We start from the raw sequence: 20,265 nt of genomic DNA, 5'->3' as shown, positions 1-20,265 counted from the left end.
TTACTTTCAATAATTATCTATTTTTTGACTTTTTTAGTTTTATAATATTTGCTGTATTTCGGATACGTAACAATTCCTATTAAAGTTATTGTTCCTAATGAATACCAAATCCAGCTTAATGAATGAGCTTCTCCACTTGCGTAAGAGTGCAATCCAACTAAGTGGAAATTTACTCCATAATAGGTAAACAAGATTGAAACAAAAGCGTACATTGTCATTAAGTTAAACAACCATTTTCCTCTCAAAGATGGAACAAAACGAGCATGAATTACAAACGCATAAACCATAATGGAGATCAAAGCCCAGGTTTCTTTTGGATCCCATCCCCAGTAGCGTCCCCAGCTTTCGTTGGCCCATTGTCCACCTAAGAAGTTACCAATAGTTAACATAATCAAACCAATTGTAATTGACATTTCGTTGATATAGGTAATTTCTTTGATGTTTAGTTCCATTTTGGCTTTGTTCTTCTCATTGGTAAAGAAGATCAATACCAAGGCCACAAAACCTAGAATCATTCCAAGTGCAGTAGGCCCGTAACTTGCCACAATAACGGCAACGTGAATCATTAACCAATACGAATTCAAAACAGGTTGTAAATTGGCAATTTCAGGATCAACCCAGTTGGCGTTTGATGCCATGAAAATCATGGCCGTCACAAACGCTGCAGATGCCACCGTAAGCTTTGATTTTCTGTCAAAAGCCAATCCAAAGAACATTGTTGACCACGCCACGTACACAATTGCTTCATAAGCGTTACTCCACGGTGCGTGTCCTGAGATATACCAGCGAGCTATTAGAGCTACGGTATGAAGCGCGAATATTAACCCAATTAAAATATGAAAACCATTTACTGTAATGCGCAAAAACTTTTTATCAAAGAAAATACTAAACAAAGTAAACATCAACATCAAGATTCCAGACAACGAATACCAATAAAACATTTTTGGCAAAATATTGTATTTGTTGTACGCGATTTCAAGATCTATTTTCTTTTCACTTGGACGAACTTTACTTCCAAATTTCTTCTGAAAACCATTAATGCTTTCAACCAACTGATCAGCGGTATTAAAGTTTTTAGAAATTGAACCATTGTTTAAAGCACTAAAATACAAAGGAAGAATTTGCTTTACATAAGTAGCGTCTATTCCCTTTAAACCAGCGTGATCAATTTCTAAATATGAAATCCATTTGTTATTTGGATCATTTGGAATTGGGAAAATTCTCAAAATACTGCCGCTTAATGCAGATTCCATCAAGTTTACTTTCTTATCTGTTTCGATAAAATCTTTCTCAAAACTATTTGGATTAGCTGCTTTATAAGCTGCGTCTAAATAAGGAGAAAGTTTATAATTTCCATTTTCATCAAAGAACTTTACAAAGGGAGCAAATTTGGCTCCTTTTTCAATCCCGATAATTCTACGAATACTGTCGTTTTCTGGTTTGATGTAAATAATAGGAATCTGAATCCAAACCTGAGCATATTGCGTCATTGACAAAAATACCTGATCAGAATTCATTCCATTGTACTTGTCATCATGACTTACCTTTCTTAATAATTCCGATGAAAAAGTATTAATTGGCTTCATCCTACCTCCAGCATCCTGAATGATCAATCGTCCAAATTTGGCAGCATGAGCTTCCGGAGCTTTGTAGATTGACAATAAAGAGTCTAATTGTCTCTGACTTGGTGCCGCTGTAACGTGATTGGCATGGTCATTTGGATCTGCTGAATGATTATGATCATGACCTGGTGTGTGAACATGTGGAGCCTGAGCAAAACCACTTAAACCAATCATTAAAACCAAAATAGTAATTAGCTTCTCTTTTTTCTCTTTTACTTTCTCCAGTTTTCTTTTTAAATCTGTAAAGCGAGAACCTTTGGTAAACATAATTGCCATTAAACCGAAGAATAACATAAAATAGCCTAAGTAGGTAATTGAAGTTCCCCAAAAATCATGATTTACAGATAAAATTGTTCCTTTCTCATCCGGATCAAATCCTGATTGAAAAAAACGATATCCTTTATGATCTAATACATGATTCATATAAATTCTGGCGTCAAAAGTTTCAGATGAATCCTGAACGGTTACTTTACTTTCAAAAGCAGAATAACTTTTTTCTGTCCCTGGATATTTTGTAGCAATAAAATCATTCAGTTTAATTTTGAAAGGTGTAATATATGCCTTACTTCCATAGAATAAAGTGTAGTCGATCTTACCAATTTTAACTGATTTTGGTTCCCCAATTTTACCTTTAGATCCCAAAAGTGTAATTTCTTTTTCCTGCCCGTCTGCTTTTAATTTTACAATTAAAGCATCGTTATGGTTTTTTGCTTTAAAATCATTATTTGATTCATAAGCTATAACTCCTTTAACAGCCGGATCAGGGAAAACAATTCTGATATCGCCAATACTGTATAGAGAACGCATCATTAAAGGCTGCACATTATCTTTTGTTACACTTCCTTTAAATTTATCAGCCATTCGCATAAATTCACCTTCGAATGGTGTCTGAATTGTATATTTTTCCCCTGTAGTATTAATATTAATTGCTCCATCGGTCTGCTTATTCAAAGCAAATAATACATTGTGAATATTTTGAACCTCTCCTTCTTTTAAGAAATGTTCTTCACGCCCGCCTTCTCCTGCTTCAACCAGTTTAAGATATAAAGTACCGTTAGGATTCTGTTTAACCATTTCTTTAGCTCCCAAAATGTAATTTGAATAGGAAACTTCAAAAGGTGTTTCGTCAAATTTACCAGAAAGGCTAAAATCATTATTTGTCACGGGAGATAACAGTAGATTTTTTTCAAAAACTCTGCGTTTCATTTCTCCTTTATATTCTCCATCTGCAAAAACAGTTAAGAATGTTTTTTCAGAAAGGATCTGGTTTTCAGCTGCCCCTTCGCGAATTGGCATTACACCTTCATAACTAATATAACGTGTAATAAAAGCTCCTAAAAGAATAAATATAAAGGCAACGTGCAGCAATAAAGTTGCCCATTTTTCCTTTTTTAATAGTTGATAACGTTTGATGTTTCCGAAGAAGTTGATCATAAAGAAGACCATTATAGCCTCGAACCACCATGTATTGTAAATTAAAATTCTGGCTGTGTCAGTATTGTACTTACTTTCGATAAAAGTTCCAACACCCATTGCGATTGCAAATGTTAAAAAAAGAACGGCCATTAATCGTGTAGAAAACAAAAAAGAGAATATTTTTTTATCCATTTCTGAGGAATTACATTGTATAAAAGTGCCACAAAAGTACTTAAAAATGTTGAGTTCCAATATTTGTCTTTTGTTAATAAAAACCAAAAAAGACTAGTTTTACTTTTAAGTTTCATTAACAATCGTCATATAATTGAGTTAAATTTTTTACTTAATACTTAATATTTTTTATTAGATTTGTGTAATCGATTACATTATTGGTTTTTTTATTAATGAAAGTATTTTTTAAATTTCAACTAATAAAAAAACTCATTTATAAGAATTGTAGCAGCTAACAAACCAAACTTCATATAATTAAAAGCATGAAAACTAAATCAATTAATTTATTCGCTTTTGCACTGGCGGCCCTATTTTCAAGTTGGTCTAATTATACAAATGCCCAAAATTCAAAGTCTTATGATTCCTATGAGAATATTGAATTTAAAATGCCTAAAATTCAGGAGCCTACGATTCCAAACAATACAGTAAACTTAAAAGATTTTGGAGCTGTCAACGGAGGCTCTGTTTTAAATACCAAGGCTTTCGCCGACGCCATAGATGCCGTTTCAAAAAAAGGAGGTGGAAAAATAATTATTCCTCCCGGAATCTGGCTTACTGGACCAATTATATTAAAGAGCAATATAGAATTACATGCTGAAACAGGTGCATTGATAAAATTTTCAAGCGATAAAAATTTATACCCCCTCATTCAGACCAGCTTTGAAGGTCTTAATACGTGGCGTTGCATCTCTCCTATTTATGGTAAAAATCTTGAGAATGTTGCTTTTACCGGAAATGGTGTCTGGGATGGCTCTGGAGATGCCTGGAGACAAGTTAAAAAGAATAAATTAACTGAGAGTCAATGGAAAGAACTTGTTGCATCTGGTGGAGTTCTGAATGAAAAAAAAGATACCTGGTATCCGTCTGAAAATTTTAAGAAAGCTGCCGTTGGAGCAGATCAAAATGTGCGTCTTGATTTAAAAACAAAAGAAGACTTTGAGCCTATTCATGATTTTCTTCGTCCTGTATTGGTGAGCATTCAAAACAGTAAAAAAGTTCTTTTTGATGGACCGGTTTTTCAAAATTCACCGGCATGGAACATTCACCCGCTTATGATTGAAGATTTAATAGTTCGCAATATAACCGTTAGAAATCCGTGGTATTCTCAAAACGGAGATGGTATTGACATAGAATCATGCAAAAATGTATTGATAGAAAACTCGAGTTTTGATGTTGGTGATGATGCAATTTGCATTAAATCAGGAAAAGACAAAGATGGTCGTGAAAGAGGTATTCCGTGCGAAAATATTATCGTTAAAAACAATATTGTATATCACGGCCATGGCGGCGTAACCGTAGGAAGTGAAATGTCTGGAGGCGTAAAAAACCTTCATGTTTCAAACTGTACTTTTATGGGAACAGATGTTGGACTTCGCTTTAAAAGTACTCGCGGACGCGGCGGAATCGTTGAAAACATCTTTATTTCTGATATTTATATGACTGATATTCCATCACAAGCTATTTCGTTTGATCTTTATTATGGAGGAAAATCTATTGCCGAAACATTGGCAGAAGGCGGAACTAAAATCAATACTAAAGTTGTTCCGGTAAACGAGGAAACACCTCAGTTTAAAAACATTTCAATCAAAAACATTACGATTAAAGGAGCGCAACAAGCTGTATTTTTACAAGGTTTGCCTGAAATGAATCTTCAAAATATCGAGCTTTCTAATTTGATTATTTCAGCTGAAAAAGGTATTTCTATAATTGATGCAACCGGAATTAAAATCACCAACGCCAAATTAGATATCCAAAGCCCGTCAATATTTGAAATTTACAACGGTAAAAATATAGTTTTAAAAGATGTTGAATTCAACTCCACTTCTTCAAAAGCGGTTACAATTGATGGTTCTGCCAGTGAAAAAATTGAATTAATTTCTACTAAAAAAACAGATTATACTACCAAAACTACAATTAGTGAAAGTGTTTCAAAAGGCGCAGTAAAACTATAAATACACTAAAATTCAGGATAAACCCGTTACTTATAATTAGTTAAGTAACGGGTTTTTACTTTGCGGTAAAGATTCTACAATTCTGGTGTTTTTTTAACAAAAGACAAACCAGCTAAAAGCAATCCACTTTAAAAAAAATAATACTAATTTTGCGATATGATTCGAATAACGTTAATTGGCTCCGGAAATGTTGCACAGCATCTGATTAAGGCTTTCACAAAAAGTGAGCTTGTTGAAATTGTACAAGTATTTTCGAGAAAAAAAGAAAAATTAAGTTCTCTAATTGAATTTGAAAAAATTGTTAGCAATTATGAGGATCTAAAAGAATCTGATCTCTACATTATCGCAGTTACAGATAACGCCATTACAGAAGTTTCTCAACAATTACCGTTTAACAATCAACTAGTGGTTCATACTTCGGGAACTGCTTCAATAGAAACTTTGGATGATAAAAATCGTAAAGGCGTTTTTTATCCACTTCAGACTTTTTCTAAAAATAAAGAAATTGATTTTTCGGTGATTCCGATATGTTTAGAAGCCGATAACACCTTTGATTTCCGCGTTTTAGAAACAGTTGCGAAAAGTATTTCTAAAGCTGTTTTTCCCATAAATTCAGAGCAGCGTAAAGCATTACATGTAGCAGCTGTCTTTGTCAATAATTTTACAAACCATTTATACCAGATTGGTCAGGAAATTTGCGAAGAAAATCAGGTTCCGTTCGATATTTTAAAACCGCTGATTCAGGAAACCGCTGAAAAAATAAAAACTTTAGATCCGGTCGACGCACAAACCGGACCTGCAAAACGCAATGATTCCAATACAATTGAAGCACATTTGGAATATCTAACCAATGAAAATCAAAAGAATATTTATAAAATACTAACACAATCTATACAGCATAATGGCAAAAAGTTATAAGGAAATAATGAATGACATCACAACGTTTGTTTTTGATGTTGATGGCGTACTAACAGACAGTTCAGTTTTTGTAACGAATGAGGGAGAAATTCTTCGCACAATGAATATTCGTGATGGTTACGCCATGAAAGCGGCTGTAGAAAGTGGCTATAATGTCTGCGTTATTTCTGGAGGAAGCAATGAAGGTGTCCGTGTGAGACTTCGTAATTTAGGAATTACAGACATTCATCTAGGAACTCCGGATAAAGTGCTCACCTTTAAAGAATACACTGATACTTATAATATAAAGCCAGAACAAGTATTATATATGGGTGATGATATTCCGGATTACCATGTAATGAAATTAGTAGGATTACCAGCTTGTCCTCAAGATGCAAGTCCGGAAATTAAAAATATCTGCCGCTATATCTCACACGTAAAAGGAGGAAGAGGTGCCGCACGTGATGTAATCGAACAAGTAATGAAAGTGCAGGGAAAATGGATGGAACATTTTAGTGGGAAACACGATTAATAATGGTTAATTATAAATTGTAAATTATTAATTCGATAAAAAATCAGAACCTTAGCAACTTAGCCCCTCAGAACCTCAGAACCTTCAGAAAATGAAATACCTTAAACTCATTCGATACCAAAACCTACTGATGCTTGCGTTTATGCAGCTTTTATTTCGCTATTCCTTTTTAAAGCAACAGGATATTCCATTGGCTTTAGCTGATTGGCAATATGGATTATTGGTTTTGAGTACAGTTTTATTGGCCGCGGCAGGATATGTAATCAATAATATTTTTGATGTTGCATCTGATACCATTAATAAACCCAATGATGTTGTTATTGGAAAAGGAATCTCTGAAACCAGAGCTTATAATATTTATTTCGGATTAAATATTACCGGTGTCGCAATTGGATTTTATTTATCAAATGTGATCATGCGACCTGGTTTCGCTACTATTTTTATTCTGATTGCTTCTTTGCTTTATTTTTATTCTACAACCTTAAAACAAATCATGCTTTTAGGAAATTTTGTAGTGGCATTATTATTGGCATTAAGCGTTATTATAATTGGCGTTTTTGATATTTTTCCCGCAACAAATGTGGACAATCAGGCGCAAATGGCGAGTTTGTTTTCTATATTAATCGATTATGCATTATTCGCTTTTATGATTAATTTTATTCGTGAAATAGTTAAAGATATTGAAGACGTAAATGGCGATTATAACCAAGGAATGAATACTTTACCAATTGCAATCGGAATTAGCAGAGCCGCAAAAATTGCCTTGGGCTTTGCCATTATTCCATTTATATTATCGTTGCTTTATATCAACAAATATTTCATGGAAAACGATCTTTTAATCGTTACGCTATATGCTTTTGCTTTTGTATTAGCTCCACTTTTATATTTTATTGTAAAAATATTTGGAGCCAAATCTCAAAAAGATTTTCATCATTTGAGTACCGTTTTAAAATTGATTTTGCTTTTCGGGATTTTATCAATTCTGGTTATCACCTTAAATATTAAGTACAATGCTTAAAGAAAAATTAAAAAAATATACTATAATTCTGGCTTCGGGTTCACCCCGCAGACAGCAATTTTTCAAAGATTTAAATCTGGATTTCGAAATAAGACTGAAAGATATCGAAGAAATTTATCCACCGGAATTAAAAGGGGTTGAAATCACTGATTTTCTATCTGAATTGAAAGCAGGTGCATTTGAGGGTGAACTTAAAGACAATGAAATATTAGTCACCAGTGACACGATAGTATGGCATGAGGGAAAAGCTTTAGGAAAACCTAAAAGTGCCGAAGAAGCTTTTGAAATGATCAAATCGATGTCGAATACTACTCATGAAGTGATTACATCAGTTTGTTTTAAAACAAATACTACTTCTACTCTATTACATGATATAACCAAAGTAACTTTTAATGATTTATCAGATGAAGCTATTTTATATTATATAGAAAACTATAAACCTTATGACAAAGCCGGTGCTTACGGTATTCAGGAATGGTTTGGTTTTATGGCAGTTGCAAAAGTTGAAGGTTCTTATACCAATGTTATGGGCTTGCCAACAGCAAAAGTTTATGAATATTTGAGTACTTTAGTGTAAAATAGTAAAGTATGTTTTCTTTTAAAGAATATAGTCAGGAAATATTAACTACAATAATTCTCTTAGTTACTTTGGTGGCATTAAGAGTGATTATTGCTAAATTAATTCGTCGCTATGCCCACAGCAGCCAGCTTTTAGAACATAGGACTAATTTAGTGATCAAATATATTCATATTTTGATGAATATTTTGGTAACCATAAGTTTGATTGTGATTTGGGGTGTTGAGACGAAAGATATATTTATAACCGTTTCTTCAATTGCAACTGTTATTGGCGTTGCCATGTTTGCGCAGTGGTCTATTCTGAGTAATATTACTTCCGGAATGATTTTATTCTTTTCATTCCCCTTCAGAATAGGTGACACTATCAAAATTCACGATAAAGATTTTCCAATTGAAGCTGAAATTGAAGATATTAGTGCTTTTCATGTTAATTTAAGAACTAAAGAAGGAGAAAGAATCATTTTTCCCAATAATTTATTATTACAAAAAGGTATCTCTATAATGCCAACGCATTACGAGGATAAAGAGTTTTTTGATTAAACTTTTGAATGGGAATTTTGTAACGTTAATAAGAAAACGTAGAACGGTATTTATTTAAAAAAATAAGAATTTTGCTTAGATCTTATTGATTTCTAAACCTAATTTTTGACACCAAAATGATTCGTTCAATCAAATTGCCTTTTTATGCAAAACTTTCCCTTATACTTGTAAGTTTAATTTGTTTTGCTGTAATATTCTGCTTAGGAAAAGACATCATTACACCTGTACTAATGGCCTTTTTATTCGCCGTTTTACTACTTCCTGTTTTTACATTATTAAATGTTAGATTTAAGTTTCCACGGCATCTGGCAGCAATACTATGTGTACTTATGTTTGCCGCATTTATTGTCGGAATATTAGTTTTTATATCGTACCAGGTAAAAGATATTGCCAATGACTTTGAAGCGATTAAGAAAAACACCAATTATTTTATTACTGAGGTACATAAATTTGTAAAAGATAATTTTCATATAAGCATTGGCGAACAAAAAAAATACCTGGACACCGTAACAAAAGATTCCGTTAAAAATAGCGGTGCCGGTACCGTTGGTTCAGCAATATTATCTATTACAGATCTTCTATTAGATTGCACCATCATTCCTATTTACACCTTTTTATTTCTCCTTTATAAAGATCATTTTATTCTATTTTTAGCCAAACTAATCGACAAGGAAAACCATGCGGCACTAAAAGATATCTTATCACAAATTAAAGTGTCAATAAACAATTACATTGTTAGTTTATTACTAGAGATGGTTGTCGTTTCTATTCTAACAGGTTTGGGTCTGTGGATTGTTGGCGTGAAGTATTTTATTCTGCTGGGCTTAATAACCGGAATCTTAAATCTGATACCTTATATTGGAATAACAATTGCCGGCGTCATAACGCTTTTAGCTTCTCTAACCGGAACGCCAGAAACTTCAATGATTTTAAGTATTTTACTTGTAAATGTTGTGGTACAATTAATTGATAATAATCTACTGGTGCCATTAATAATAAATTCAAAAGTAGAAATCAATGCTTTTGTATCGATTATGGGAATTATTATTGGAGGTTCTGCAGCTGGAATTTCAGGTATGTTTTTGGCAATTCCGTTATTAGCCATTCTGAAAATTATTTTTGAACGAATTGAATCTTTAGAACCTTGGGGGTATCTGATGGGAAATCATATGCCCAGAAAATTTACCTGGCGAATTAGAAAAGCTAAAATTGAAGCCAAAGTAAACCAATAGTAAGGTTATTACTCTTATTTTACTTATATTCATACAAAAATCACTTTATAGTATAGCAAAAAAATACCTGAATGTCTCCAATTAATAAAATAGTGTTTCTTATCTTAATCTGCTTTTGTACGCAAATTACTCAAGCCCAAGATAATACTAAAAAAGAAGACAGTAAGGCCAAAAAAGATAGTACAGAGATCTATACGAAAATTAGAAATTACTCCAAGAAGAATAAGTTTACGCAAACAATGCACAAACTTTTGTTTAGAAGTAAAAAGCCCCGAAAAAAAGAAGATCTTATTATCCCTCATGATTCTGCCGATTATAATGGAAAAATCATTAGAAAAATAAATATTATTACTTTAGATCCGTTTGGGCATTCTCTTACAGATACAACTCAGGTGCCTAAAAATTGGGGAGAAAGAACGGGAAACAGACTTCATTTAAAAACAAAAAGAATTGCTATTACCAATTTATTACTATTTAGACGGAACTCCGTATACGACAGTTATAAAGTGCAGGAATCCGAACGTTTAATTCGTGCTCAGAAATATGTAACTGCAGTTCGCGTAACACATGATCTTGTTGGCGCAGCATCAGACTCTGTTGATGTTACTATTCGTGTTTTAGATTCCTGGAGTACTATTCCTAAATTTTCAATTTCTAGTAATCAGGTTTCGGTTGGATTTAAAGAGAAAGATTTTTTTGGTTCTGGTCAACAGCTGGAATACCGTTTTACAAATCGTTTTGATGATGGTCGAAATGGAAATGATGTTACGTACACTGTTCCTAATATTAAAAACACTTACATCGGAGCGACATTCCACTATAATATTGATCTGGATAATAATTATTCGAAAACAATAAATCTTGAGCGTCTCTTCTACTCTCCGTTAACCAAATGGGCCGGTGGAGTCTATGTTGGACAAAATTTCAGAAAAGATACTTTGCAGGCTCCTGATATGAGCTATCAATATCAGCCTTTCAAATATAATTTTCAGGATTTTTGGGCAGGAAAAGCAACTAAAGTATTTGAGACAGAGAATGCCGGTATAACCAATTTGATAGTTTCAGCACGTTTTCTAAACGTAAACTTTAGTGAAAGTCCTTCAGATTTGTATGATCCAACGAATTTTTACTCAGATGAAAAACTAATTTTATCCGGAATTGGATTCAATACCAGAAAGTTTATCAAAGACAGTTACATCTTTAGAAACGGGCAAACTGAAGATGTTCCTATTGGCCGAATTTATGGAATCACGCTTGGTTATCAATACAAAAATACCATGTGGCGACCGTATATAGGCGGACAATTTTCTTTTGGAAACTATTATAGGTGGGGCTTTTTCAGTACTAATTTCGAAGCAGGTACTTTTTTTCATCAGTCCAAAACCTATGAAACGGCTTTTGCAATTGAAAGCAATTATTTCACAAAACTATATAGTATAGGAAAATGGAAACTGAGACAATTTGTTAATCCGAGAATAGTTATTGGAGTAAATCGTGAAGACATTATAGGCGATCAATTAAACATAAACGAACAAAATGGTTTAGCCGGCTTTAACAGCGCTATATACGGAACAGATAAAATGGTTTTGTCACTTCAGACGCAAACCTATTCTCCTTATGCACTTTGGGGATTCCGTATGAATCCGTTTTTTAATTATTCAATAGCTGTTTTAGGAAGTCCAAATAATGCGATGGGAAGAAATAAAGCCTATCAGAAAGTGACTCTTGGCCTATTAATTAGTAATGACTATTTAGTTTTTAGTTCATTTCAATTGTCATTGTCATACTACCCTACTATTCCAAATGATGGAGATAATGTTTTCAAAACCAATACTTTTGAAACCACTGATTATGGTTTGCAAAGTTTTGAACTCGGAAAGCCCCGAGTTGTGGATTACAAATAGAAATGATTTTTTTTTAAATTTTATTTCATTTTTAAACTTTTCGAAACAATTTATAAATCAATTATTTACAAAACTATTAACATTTTAACAATCGTTGAAATGCACATTTTATCCGATCAAATACATTTAGTTTTTATTTTTGGCACAGTATATGAATATCCCTATACAAGAGTAACATTAAATCTTAAAAAAAATGAAAACAATAAAAATAGCAATCGCCGGATTATTCCTTTTGGTTGCAAATGCCACGCAAGCCCAAGTCTCAATTAATGTTAATATTGGTACACCTCCAGCATGGGGTCCATCAGGATATGCAGAAATGGAATATTATTATCTACCGGACATCGAAGCTTATTATGATGTAAGAGCTTCACAATTTATTTATTTTGGTGGAGGCAGATGGATGAGAACAACTTACTTACCAAGACAATATAGAAACTATGACTTATATGGAGGTTATAAAGTAGTTTTGAATGATTATCACGGTAGAACTCCTTATGTGTACTTTGATCGTCATAGAACAAGATATTACAAAGGATACCACGGTGCACCTCAAAGACCTTATAAACCAAGACCGGTTTATGGTTACAATGATCGTCACGATAATCACAGAGACTACAAACATTATAATAAACACGATCGTCATGATCACGATGATCACCATGATAAACATGACAAACATGATAATCACGGACATGGAAGAAGATAACAAATTAGTAAATAGCTAATTTTCAATACAAAAGAGTATCAAAAATTTGATACTCTTTTTTTATGCATACATAGTATATCGATAAAGTGTTAATATATTAAATATTTCGTATAAACACATGAAAAACAATATGTTAAGTTAAAATATCCTTAAAAATCACCCAATAATACTACAATTATGACGTATCTTTGCAAAATATTTTAAACCAAAATTGAAATTATGAAAAAGAATGTTTATTTATTTTCGTTTTTAGCCATGTCACTTTTTACATTTTGTGATAATAATGATGACACTTCTAATGATAATCAGGCAAAAGAAAATAATATCGAAATCAACTCTGATGTTACCTCATTAAACAAAAGACTTGATCTAACAAATTCGGGAGTAATTACAATTACAAATGCTTCAACATCAAAATTATTAAAGAGTACTCAGGCTACTACTGATTTGCCTTTAGTACAAATCGCCGAAATAAATCCTCCAACAGATAGTAACGGACGAACTTTGCAGGCTAATCATGTTGCTGTAAACGGAAACTATGCTTATGTTGCTTACACTATGCGCGGTGATGTTTACTCTGGTGCGATTGATGTAATTGACGTTTCAGATCCTTATAAACCTAAATTAATTACATCGGCATTAATTGCTAATACCGATATTACATCTCTTACCTATTCTAACGGAAATTTGATAATTGCCGGAGCAACAGATATTGACAAAGACGCTACTTTAACAAATCCGTCAATTGTAATCAATATGCAATTGAGTTCAGGTCTGCTTACAGATAAATATACTATCAACAACCTTGAAGGTAAAGTTACAACTGATGTTGCTGCAAATTCATCATCCTATTTTGCTGTAACCGGAGATGCCGGAAATTTATATAAAATCAGCAGCTCATCTAAAGCAATTGCAGGGAAAGCTCAATTGGCAGATTTGCGTTCTGTAGCTGTAAGTGGTGACAAAATTGTTACCTTAAGCGGTACTAAAGGTGTAAATATTTACAACGAATCTAGTTTAGCATTGCAAAAAAGTTTTACTACATCTACAGATGTTAGCGGTGCAAAAAGAACAATGGATTTTGATGGTACAAAATTATTGGTTTCTGAAGGATATAATGGCTTAGGTGTTTACGATATCAACAGTGGATCTAAATTACAAACTATTGGTTTAACAACCGCTGGTGAAGACAATGTTACAAACGCAGTTTCTGTAAACGATGGTTACGCTTTTGTTGCAAACGGAGCAGCAGGTTTAAATGTTTACCAATCAGGATCTCAACTTAGTTTAGTAGGAACTGTTGGAATTACAGGTTCTTCAAACTACGTAAAATCAAGCGGTAATTATATTTATGTTGCAAGTGGAAAAGGTGGTTTGAAAATCATTAAAATGGAAAAACCTAACACAACATTTGCAAATTGCTCTAATTATGGCACTTACAATCAAGGTCAGAATTTAATTTTAAATTCAAATGAAGTAAAATCATATTCAGGATCAACAGCTATTAGTTCGGTGATTGTCAACTCTGGTGGAATATTGACACATTGTGGATCAATAAGTATTCAAAATACTTTGATTTTAAATAGCGGAGGAACTTTTAATATGAGAGGAACTTTGGCTCAGGGGAAATACCAACAACAAAACCCAACCGAGTTGATCATAAATAGTAATGCGACATTGCAAATTGAAGGTTCTGTAGTAATTTGGGGAGATTTAAGATTAAATAGCGGTGCTAAAATTAATTTTATCGGAAACGATTCATCAATTACTATTTACGGAAAAGTTACAAAAAATAGTGGTGTAACCATTACTGGAAACTATAAAGACACAGAAAACAAATTGAAATAATTTGTTATCCTAAGAAATACTATATGATTTAAGTTTTTAGGTCAATTCTCTTAAGAGCTGTTAGATTTTATCTAGCAGCTTTTTTTTGGAATAAATTTTGTTGAAAGAAAGTCAATAACTAAACATTAACATTTCATTTAAATACGGTTCAACAATTTAATTACTATTTTTGAACCTCTTTCAAAAACACCACAATACGCTATGCGAAAAATTCAGTTACAAATTCTCTTCTTTTTTTTAACAGGAATTTCGATTTCATTTGCACAACAACCACAAAAACCAAGTTCTGTTGAGATTTACAATCAAATAAAGAAACTTAATTTTTTAGGTTCTGTTTTATATGTTGCCGCTCATCCTGATGACGAAAACACAAGGTTAATTTCCTATATGGCAAATGAGATGAACGCCAGAACGGGCTATTTGTCATTGACTCGTGGAGATGGAGGTCAGAATTTAATTGGCCCGCAATTGCGTGAATTACTTGGTGTTATCAGAACACAGGAATTAATAGAAGCCCGAAAGATTGATGGCGGAGAACAGTTTTTTTCTCGTGCAAACGACTTTGGTTTTTCAAAAAATCCGGATGAAACTTTGCAAATCTGGGATAAAGATAAAGTTCTGGCAGATGTTGTCTGGACGATTAGAAAATTTCAACCTGATGTAATCATAAATAGGTTTGACCACCGTTCACCGGGAACTACGCACGGACACCATACATCATCAGCCATGTTGAGTGTGGAGAGTTTTAAATTGACAAATGATCCTAAAATATATCCTGAACAGTTACAGTATGTAAAACCATGGCAGGTTAAACGCCAGTTTTTTAATCCATCATGGTGGTTTTATGGGAGCCAGGAAAAATTTGACGCAGCCAATAAATCAAAATTTACCAGATTAGAAACAGGAGTTTATTACACCGGAATTGGAAAATCAAATCAGGAAATTGCTGCTTTAAGCCGCAGTCGTCATCAGTCACAAGGTTTTGGAAGTACGGGAGCGCGTGGCGAAGAAACGGAGTATCTGGAACTCATTAATGGCGAATCTCCAACAGAAAGAGATAATTTATTTGATGGAATCGATACTTCATGGAACCGCGTTAAAAATGGAAAGCCAGTTGGTGAATTAATTTCTAAAATAATTTCAAAATACGATTTCACTAATCCTTCAGCAAGTATTCCGGACCTCGTAAAAGCATATACAATGATTCAGGATTTAGATGACGATCATTGGAAACCTCTAAAAGCGGCAGCAATAAAAAACATAATAGCCTCATGTTCCGGTTTATATCTGGAAGCTGTTGCCAGTGAACAGGAAGCAACACCAGGAAGTATAATAAAACTGAGCCTTGAAGCCATTAACAGATGTTCGGTTGAAATGCAATTGACAAGCGTTACTTCTTTACCAGATAACAAAACAACAATACTAAACAGCGTTTTAAAAAATAATAACGATCAGAAAAGTATCCTTCAAATTCAGCTTCCTGAAAATTTAGAATACACACAACCTTACTGGCTTAAAGAAAAAGCTAGTGTTGGAATGTACACCGTTTCCAATCAGAAAAACATTGGGATTCCGGATATTATCAGAGAAGTAAGAGTGGTTTTCAATGTAAAAATAAATAACGTTGAAATTCCGTTTGAGCGTATTGTTGTTTATAAATATAATGACGGCGTAAAAGGAGAAATGTATAATTTCCTTGATATTGTACCAGAAGTCACCACTTCAATCTCAGAAAAAGTCTTGATATTTAAGGATACCAAAAGTAAAATGATTCCGGTAAAAGTACGTGCCGGAAAAGATGCTATTACAGGAAATTTAGAATTAGACTTGCCAAAAAGCTGGGTGGTTTCTCCAAAACAAATTCCGTTTTCTTTAACTAAAAAAGGAAGTGAACAAACGTTTTATTTTGAAGTTACTCCTCCTGTAAATCAGGAAGAAACGGTCGCAAAAGCAATTGCAACTGTAGATAATAAACGTTTTGATAAAGACGAAACTATTATTGATTATAGTCATATTACCAAACAGATGGTTTTGAAACCAGCTGAATCAAAATGCATCCGAATTGATTTAAAAACTTCAGGTGATGCTATTGCTTATATTATGGGTGCCGGTGATGAAGTACCAGAAAGTCTAGCTCAAATGGGATACAAAGTAACCATTTTGAAACCAGAAGAAATTACACCTCAAAGACTAGATTCTTTTAGCACCGTTATTACTGGAGTTCGCGCTTATAATACGGTAAATGCGCTGGCTAACAAACAAAAAGTACTATTTGATTTTGTAAAAGGAGGAAAAAACATGATTGTACAGTATAATACTTCTGGAAAAATGGTAACAGATCAGATTGCGCCATATTCTTTAAAGGTTTCGAACGATCGTGTAACCGAAGAGAATGCCAAAGTAACTTTCTTAGCACCCAATCATCCAGTTTTAAATACACCAAATAAAATCAGTGAAAACGATTTTAAAGGCTGGACACAAGAGCAAGGTTTGTATTATCCAGACCAATATGACGCTGCCTTCACTCCTATTATTTCTTCTCACGATAAAGGAGAATCTGCTAAAGACGGTGCTTTATTAGTCGCACCATACGGAAAAGGGTATTATATTTACACTGGTTTAAGCTTTTTTAGAGAATTACCCGAAGGTGTTGCCGGAGCTTACAGATTGCTTTCGAATATCATTTCACTAAAACAACCTATTGAAGCCCCTAAACAAGAATTAAAGAAATAAAAATCGCAAAAAATGGAAGCCAAAAAACAAAAAAAATGGAAAAAAAGCTACAGCTACGTTTTGGTAGCCAACGCCATTTACATCCTGATTTTTTTCTTAATCATGCAATTATACTCATAACCTATGCAACTATTTGATTGGATCGTACTTATTGTTACTCTTTTATTCATTGTTGGATACGGTTCGTGGAAAACTAAAGGAAGTAAAAACGTTGAAGATTTTATTTTAGGAAACAACGAAACACCTTGGTATACTGTTGGACTTTCAGTGATGGCCACTCAGGCCAGCGCGATTACATTTCTATCCACTCCAGGTCAGGCCTATCATGACGGAATGGGTTTTGTACAATTCTATTTTGGATTACCAATTGCCATGATTGTGATTTGCGTGACTTTTATTCCATTATACCATAAAAATAAAGTTTATACCGCTTACGAGTTTTTGGAGAAACGATTTGATGTTAAAACGCGTTCACTGGCAGCAATTCTGTTTTTAGTGCAAAGAGGTTTAGGTACCGGATTGACTATTTATGCGCCAGCCATTATTTTGTCTGCACTTTTAGGATGGAATTTAACTTTGATGAACATCATGATTGGTGTTTTAGTTATCATTTATACTTTTTCAGGAGGAACGAAAGCCGTCAACGTCACGCAGAAACAGCAAATGTTTGTGATTATGTCGGGAATGTTTATAACCTTTTTCCTGATTCTACATTACTTACCCAACGATATGACTTTTACCAGTGCGATGCATATTGCAGGTGCCAATGACAAAATGAATATTGTTGATTTCTCTTTTGATCCGGAAGAAAAATATACTTTTTGGAGTGGAATCACCGGAGGTTTTTTCCTGGCCCTTGCCTATTTTGGAACGGATCAGTCTCAGGTTGGACGTTATTTATCAGGAAAATCGGTTCGTGAAAGTCAGATGGGATTGATTATGAACGGACTTTTAAAAGTACCTATGCAGTTCTTTATTTTGTTAACCGGAGTGATGGTTTTTGTATTTTTTCAGTTCAATCCAGTTCCGTTAAATTTTAATCCAAATAATAAAATTGTAATTGAAAAATCAGCTTATAAAGAAGAATACCACGCTTTAGAGAAAAAACTGATTACACTTTCAGAAGATAAAAAAGTTGTCAATTTATTGTACATTGATCAGCTGAATCAAGATTATGATAATCCTATTTTACGTAAAGAGTTAGTGGCTTTATCCAACAAAGAAAAAGACCTTCGCGACCGTGCCAAAGAAATCATTTCCAAAGCCGACAGCAATAGCGAAACCAACGATAAAGATTATGTGTTTTTTCATTTCATCTTGCATTATTTGCCAAAAGGTTTAATTGGTTTATTGTTAGCCGTAATTCTTTCAGCAGCAATGTCATCAACGGCTTCGGGATTAAATGCATTGGCTTCTACAACCGCAATTGACATTTACAAACGAAATCTGAAAACCGAGAAATCTGAAAAACATTATTTGAATGCAACCAAATTCTTTACTTTGTTTTGGGGAGTTGTGGCAATACTTTTTGCCTGCGTTGGAACTTTATTTGAGAATTTAATTCAGCTGGTAAACATCATTGGATCTATTTTTTACGGAACGGTTCTGGGAATCTTTTTGGTCGGGTTCTATCTTCGTCGTGTTCAGGCAAAGCCAATGTTTTATAGTGCGATTATCAGCCAAATCACCATTTTTATCATTTATTATTTCATGATTTATACCCAAGAAAAGTTAGGTTATTTATGGTTGAATTTTATTGGAGCTATATTGACAATAGTGTTAGCGTTAGTGATGCAGTTTTTGTTTTTTAAAGGAAAACCGGACGTTGAGAATGTAGTTTTGGAGTAAACGATCAATATGTGAAGCATTTAAAAAATATATTATTTCTCTACTCATCATTTTCCCAAAAATCAGGCAGAGTTGAATACGCAATTTATTGTTCAGGCACTATTTTTATGTCTTGGATAGCGTTAGATTTACATCGCAATATTAATTTAGACAATGAAAAAATTCTTAATATATTTTATACTTGTCTTATAATTTTAATGACATTTGTTCCGATGCAAGCCGCAACCACAAGAAGATTGAGAGATTTGAATGCCAACCCTACGTTTGTCGTTTTTAATTTTATTCCAATACTGAATATAGCTTTTACTATTTTCTTGTTGTTTGCAAAAAAGAAATATTAAGCAACATCTAAATCAATAGAACTGAAAATGTTTACGGTATAATTATAAAGATTAATTCTATTTGGTTTTCCGATGAAAACAACTAAAAACAAATCAATAATTCAACAATCTATTTTCTAAATAAATAATTCTCCGCAATTTGTAATTAAAAAGCACTATTTTAGTATGTCTCAAAATTAATCTTAAACAAAGATTTTCAAATGAAATTTTCAGAAGACATTCAAACATTACTTCCGTTAGGATATCTCTATCTTATAATATTAGGAATATTAAAAGAGAGTTTTTTCTATTATCAATTCGGTATAAATATTTTGAAATACTCTACTATTATGGACATCCTAATTAGTCCAATTGCTGAGTTTACTTCAAACCCCATAACTTTAATACTTATTATTGTACTTTTTTCGTTTCATTTTTATTTACCAAAACTGTTGCTAAAACATCGTGGAAATAAAACGGTACAGAAAACGTTTGAACTAAAATCTACAACAGAATTATCACAACAGGAAGCAAAGAATTATTACAATTTAATTTCTTTCAAGATTTTTGCCATAGTATTATTGTCTTTATTTATGGGAACGGGTATTGGTTCAGGTTATTTTACTTTAAAAAATATTAAAAACAATAAAGCTAAATATGATTATCGAGTGAGTTATAACACTGGTGAATCGGAGCAAATTTATCTTATTGGCTCAAACAGTATGTATTATTTTTATACTATAAAGGGAAGCAAAAACATGAAAATTGTACCGATTGCAGCCGTAAAAAGTATTGAAAAAAATATAAAAGGAGGCTTCCTGTCACAATAAGCACTGGATTTACTTTTTCCTTTTTAGCATTACAACAGCATTTTCTGAACATAT

15 protein-coding genes are annotated in these 20,265 nt (G+C 33.1%); 14 read left to right on the top strand and 1 reads right to left on the bottom strand.

The features are described 5' to 3' along the window. Nucleotides 1-17: 17 nt before the first annotated feature. Nucleotides 18-3,230, bottom strand: coding sequence for a cytochrome c biogenesis protein CcsA (ccsA, locus tag BUA98_RS22665; RefSeq protein ID WP_072970675.1), 3,213 nt, complete (start codon nucleotides 3,228-3,230; stop codon nucleotides 18-20). A gap of 302 nt (nucleotides 3,231-3,532) precedes the next feature. Between ccsA and BUA98_RS05675 the strand changes: the two genes are divergently transcribed. The 14 genes from BUA98_RS05675 (at nucleotide 3,533) to BUA98_RS05610 (ending at nucleotide 20,211) form a co-directional block, all read left to right on the top strand. Then, nucleotides 3,533-5,221, top strand: coding sequence for a glycoside hydrolase family 28 protein (locus BUA98_RS05675; protein WP_072970674.1), 1,689 nt, complete (start codon nucleotides 3,533-3,535; stop codon nucleotides 5,219-5,221). Nucleotides 5,222-5,377: 156 nt separating this feature from the next. After that, nucleotides 5,378-6,139 carry a Rossmann-like and DUF2520 domain-containing protein gene (locus BUA98_RS05670; RefSeq protein WP_072970673.1) on the top strand — a complete coding sequence of 254 codons (762 nt, stop codon included), beginning with the start codon at nucleotides 5,378-5,380 and terminating at the stop codon, nucleotides 6,137-6,139. Beyond that, nucleotides 6,123-6,650, top strand: coding sequence for a KdsC family phosphatase (locus BUA98_RS05665; RefSeq protein ID WP_072970672.1), 528 nt, complete (start codon nucleotides 6,123-6,125; stop codon nucleotides 6,648-6,650). The genes BUA98_RS05670 and BUA98_RS05665 overlap by 17 nt, the downstream gene beginning before the upstream one ends. A 91-nt stretch (nucleotides 6,651-6,741) precedes the next feature. Continuing rightward, complete coding sequence (locus BUA98_RS05660) at nucleotides 6,742-7,668, top strand: geranylgeranylglycerol-phosphate geranylgeranyltransferase (RefSeq protein ID WP_072970671.1); 927 nt, start codon at nucleotides 6,742-6,744, stop codon at nucleotides 7,666-7,668. After that, a complete protein-coding gene (locus tag BUA98_RS05655; RefSeq protein ID WP_072970670.1) occupies nucleotides 7,661-8,245 on the top strand; it encodes a Maf-like protein in 585 nt (194 codons plus the stop codon). The genes BUA98_RS05660 and BUA98_RS05655 overlap by 8 nt, the downstream gene beginning before the upstream one ends. An 11-nt stretch (nucleotides 8,246-8,256) precedes the next feature. After that, entirely contained in the window at nucleotides 8,257-8,787 is a 531-nt protein-coding gene (locus BUA98_RS05650) for a mechanosensitive ion channel family protein (protein ID WP_072970669.1), read from the top strand. A gap of 116 nt (nucleotides 8,788-8,903) precedes the next feature. Then, complete coding sequence (locus BUA98_RS05645) at nucleotides 8,904-10,019, top strand: AI-2E family transporter (RefSeq protein WP_072970668.1); 1,116 nt, start codon at nucleotides 8,904-8,906, stop codon at nucleotides 10,017-10,019. Between the two features lie 71 nt (nucleotides 10,020-10,090). After that, nucleotides 10,091-11,923: a BamA/TamA family outer membrane protein gene (locus tag BUA98_RS05640; RefSeq protein WP_072970667.1), complete on the top strand. Its 1,833-nt coding sequence runs from the start codon at nucleotides 10,091-10,093 to the stop codon at nucleotides 11,921-11,923. A gap of 193 nt (nucleotides 11,924-12,116) precedes the next feature. Then, complete coding sequence (locus BUA98_RS05635; RefSeq protein WP_072970666.1) at nucleotides 12,117-12,632, top strand: hypothetical protein; 516 nt, start codon at nucleotides 12,117-12,119, stop codon at nucleotides 12,630-12,632. Between the two features lie 219 nt (nucleotides 12,633-12,851). Continuing rightward, nucleotides 12,852-14,480: an LVIVD repeat-containing protein gene (locus BUA98_RS05630; protein WP_072970665.1), complete on the top strand. Its 1,629-nt coding sequence runs from the start codon at nucleotides 12,852-12,854 to the stop codon at nucleotides 14,478-14,480. Nucleotides 14,481-14,681: 201 nt separating this feature from the next. Further along, entirely contained in the window at nucleotides 14,682-17,213 is a 2,532-nt protein-coding gene (locus BUA98_RS05625; RefSeq protein ID WP_072970664.1) for a PIG-L family deacetylase, read from the top strand. A gap of 123 nt (nucleotides 17,214-17,336) precedes the next feature. Continuing rightward, a complete protein-coding gene (locus BUA98_RS05620; protein ID WP_072970663.1) occupies nucleotides 17,337-19,061 on the top strand; it encodes a sodium:solute symporter family protein in 1,725 nt (574 codons plus the stop codon). A gap of 11 nt (nucleotides 19,062-19,072) precedes the next feature. Then, nucleotides 19,073-19,402 (top strand): DUF805 domain-containing protein, encoded by a 330-nt coding sequence (locus BUA98_RS22615; protein WP_072970662.1) that lies wholly within the window; start codon nucleotides 19,073-19,075, stop codon nucleotides 19,400-19,402. Between the two features lie 200 nt (nucleotides 19,403-19,602). Further along, nucleotides 19,603-20,211 (top strand): hypothetical protein, encoded by a 609-nt coding sequence (locus BUA98_RS05610; RefSeq protein WP_072970661.1) that lies wholly within the window; start codon nucleotides 19,603-19,605, stop codon nucleotides 20,209-20,211. Nucleotides 20,212-20,265 lie beyond the last annotated feature (54 nt).

The sequence above is a fragment of the Flavobacterium saccharophilum genome (assembly GCF_900142735.1).
Taxonomy (GTDB): domain Bacteria; phylum Bacteroidota; class Bacteroidia; order Flavobacteriales; family Flavobacteriaceae; genus Flavobacterium; species Flavobacterium saccharophilum.
The sequence above is the reverse complement of the archived record's forward strand: the minus strand, read 5'-3'. Positions and strand labels throughout refer to the sequence as shown.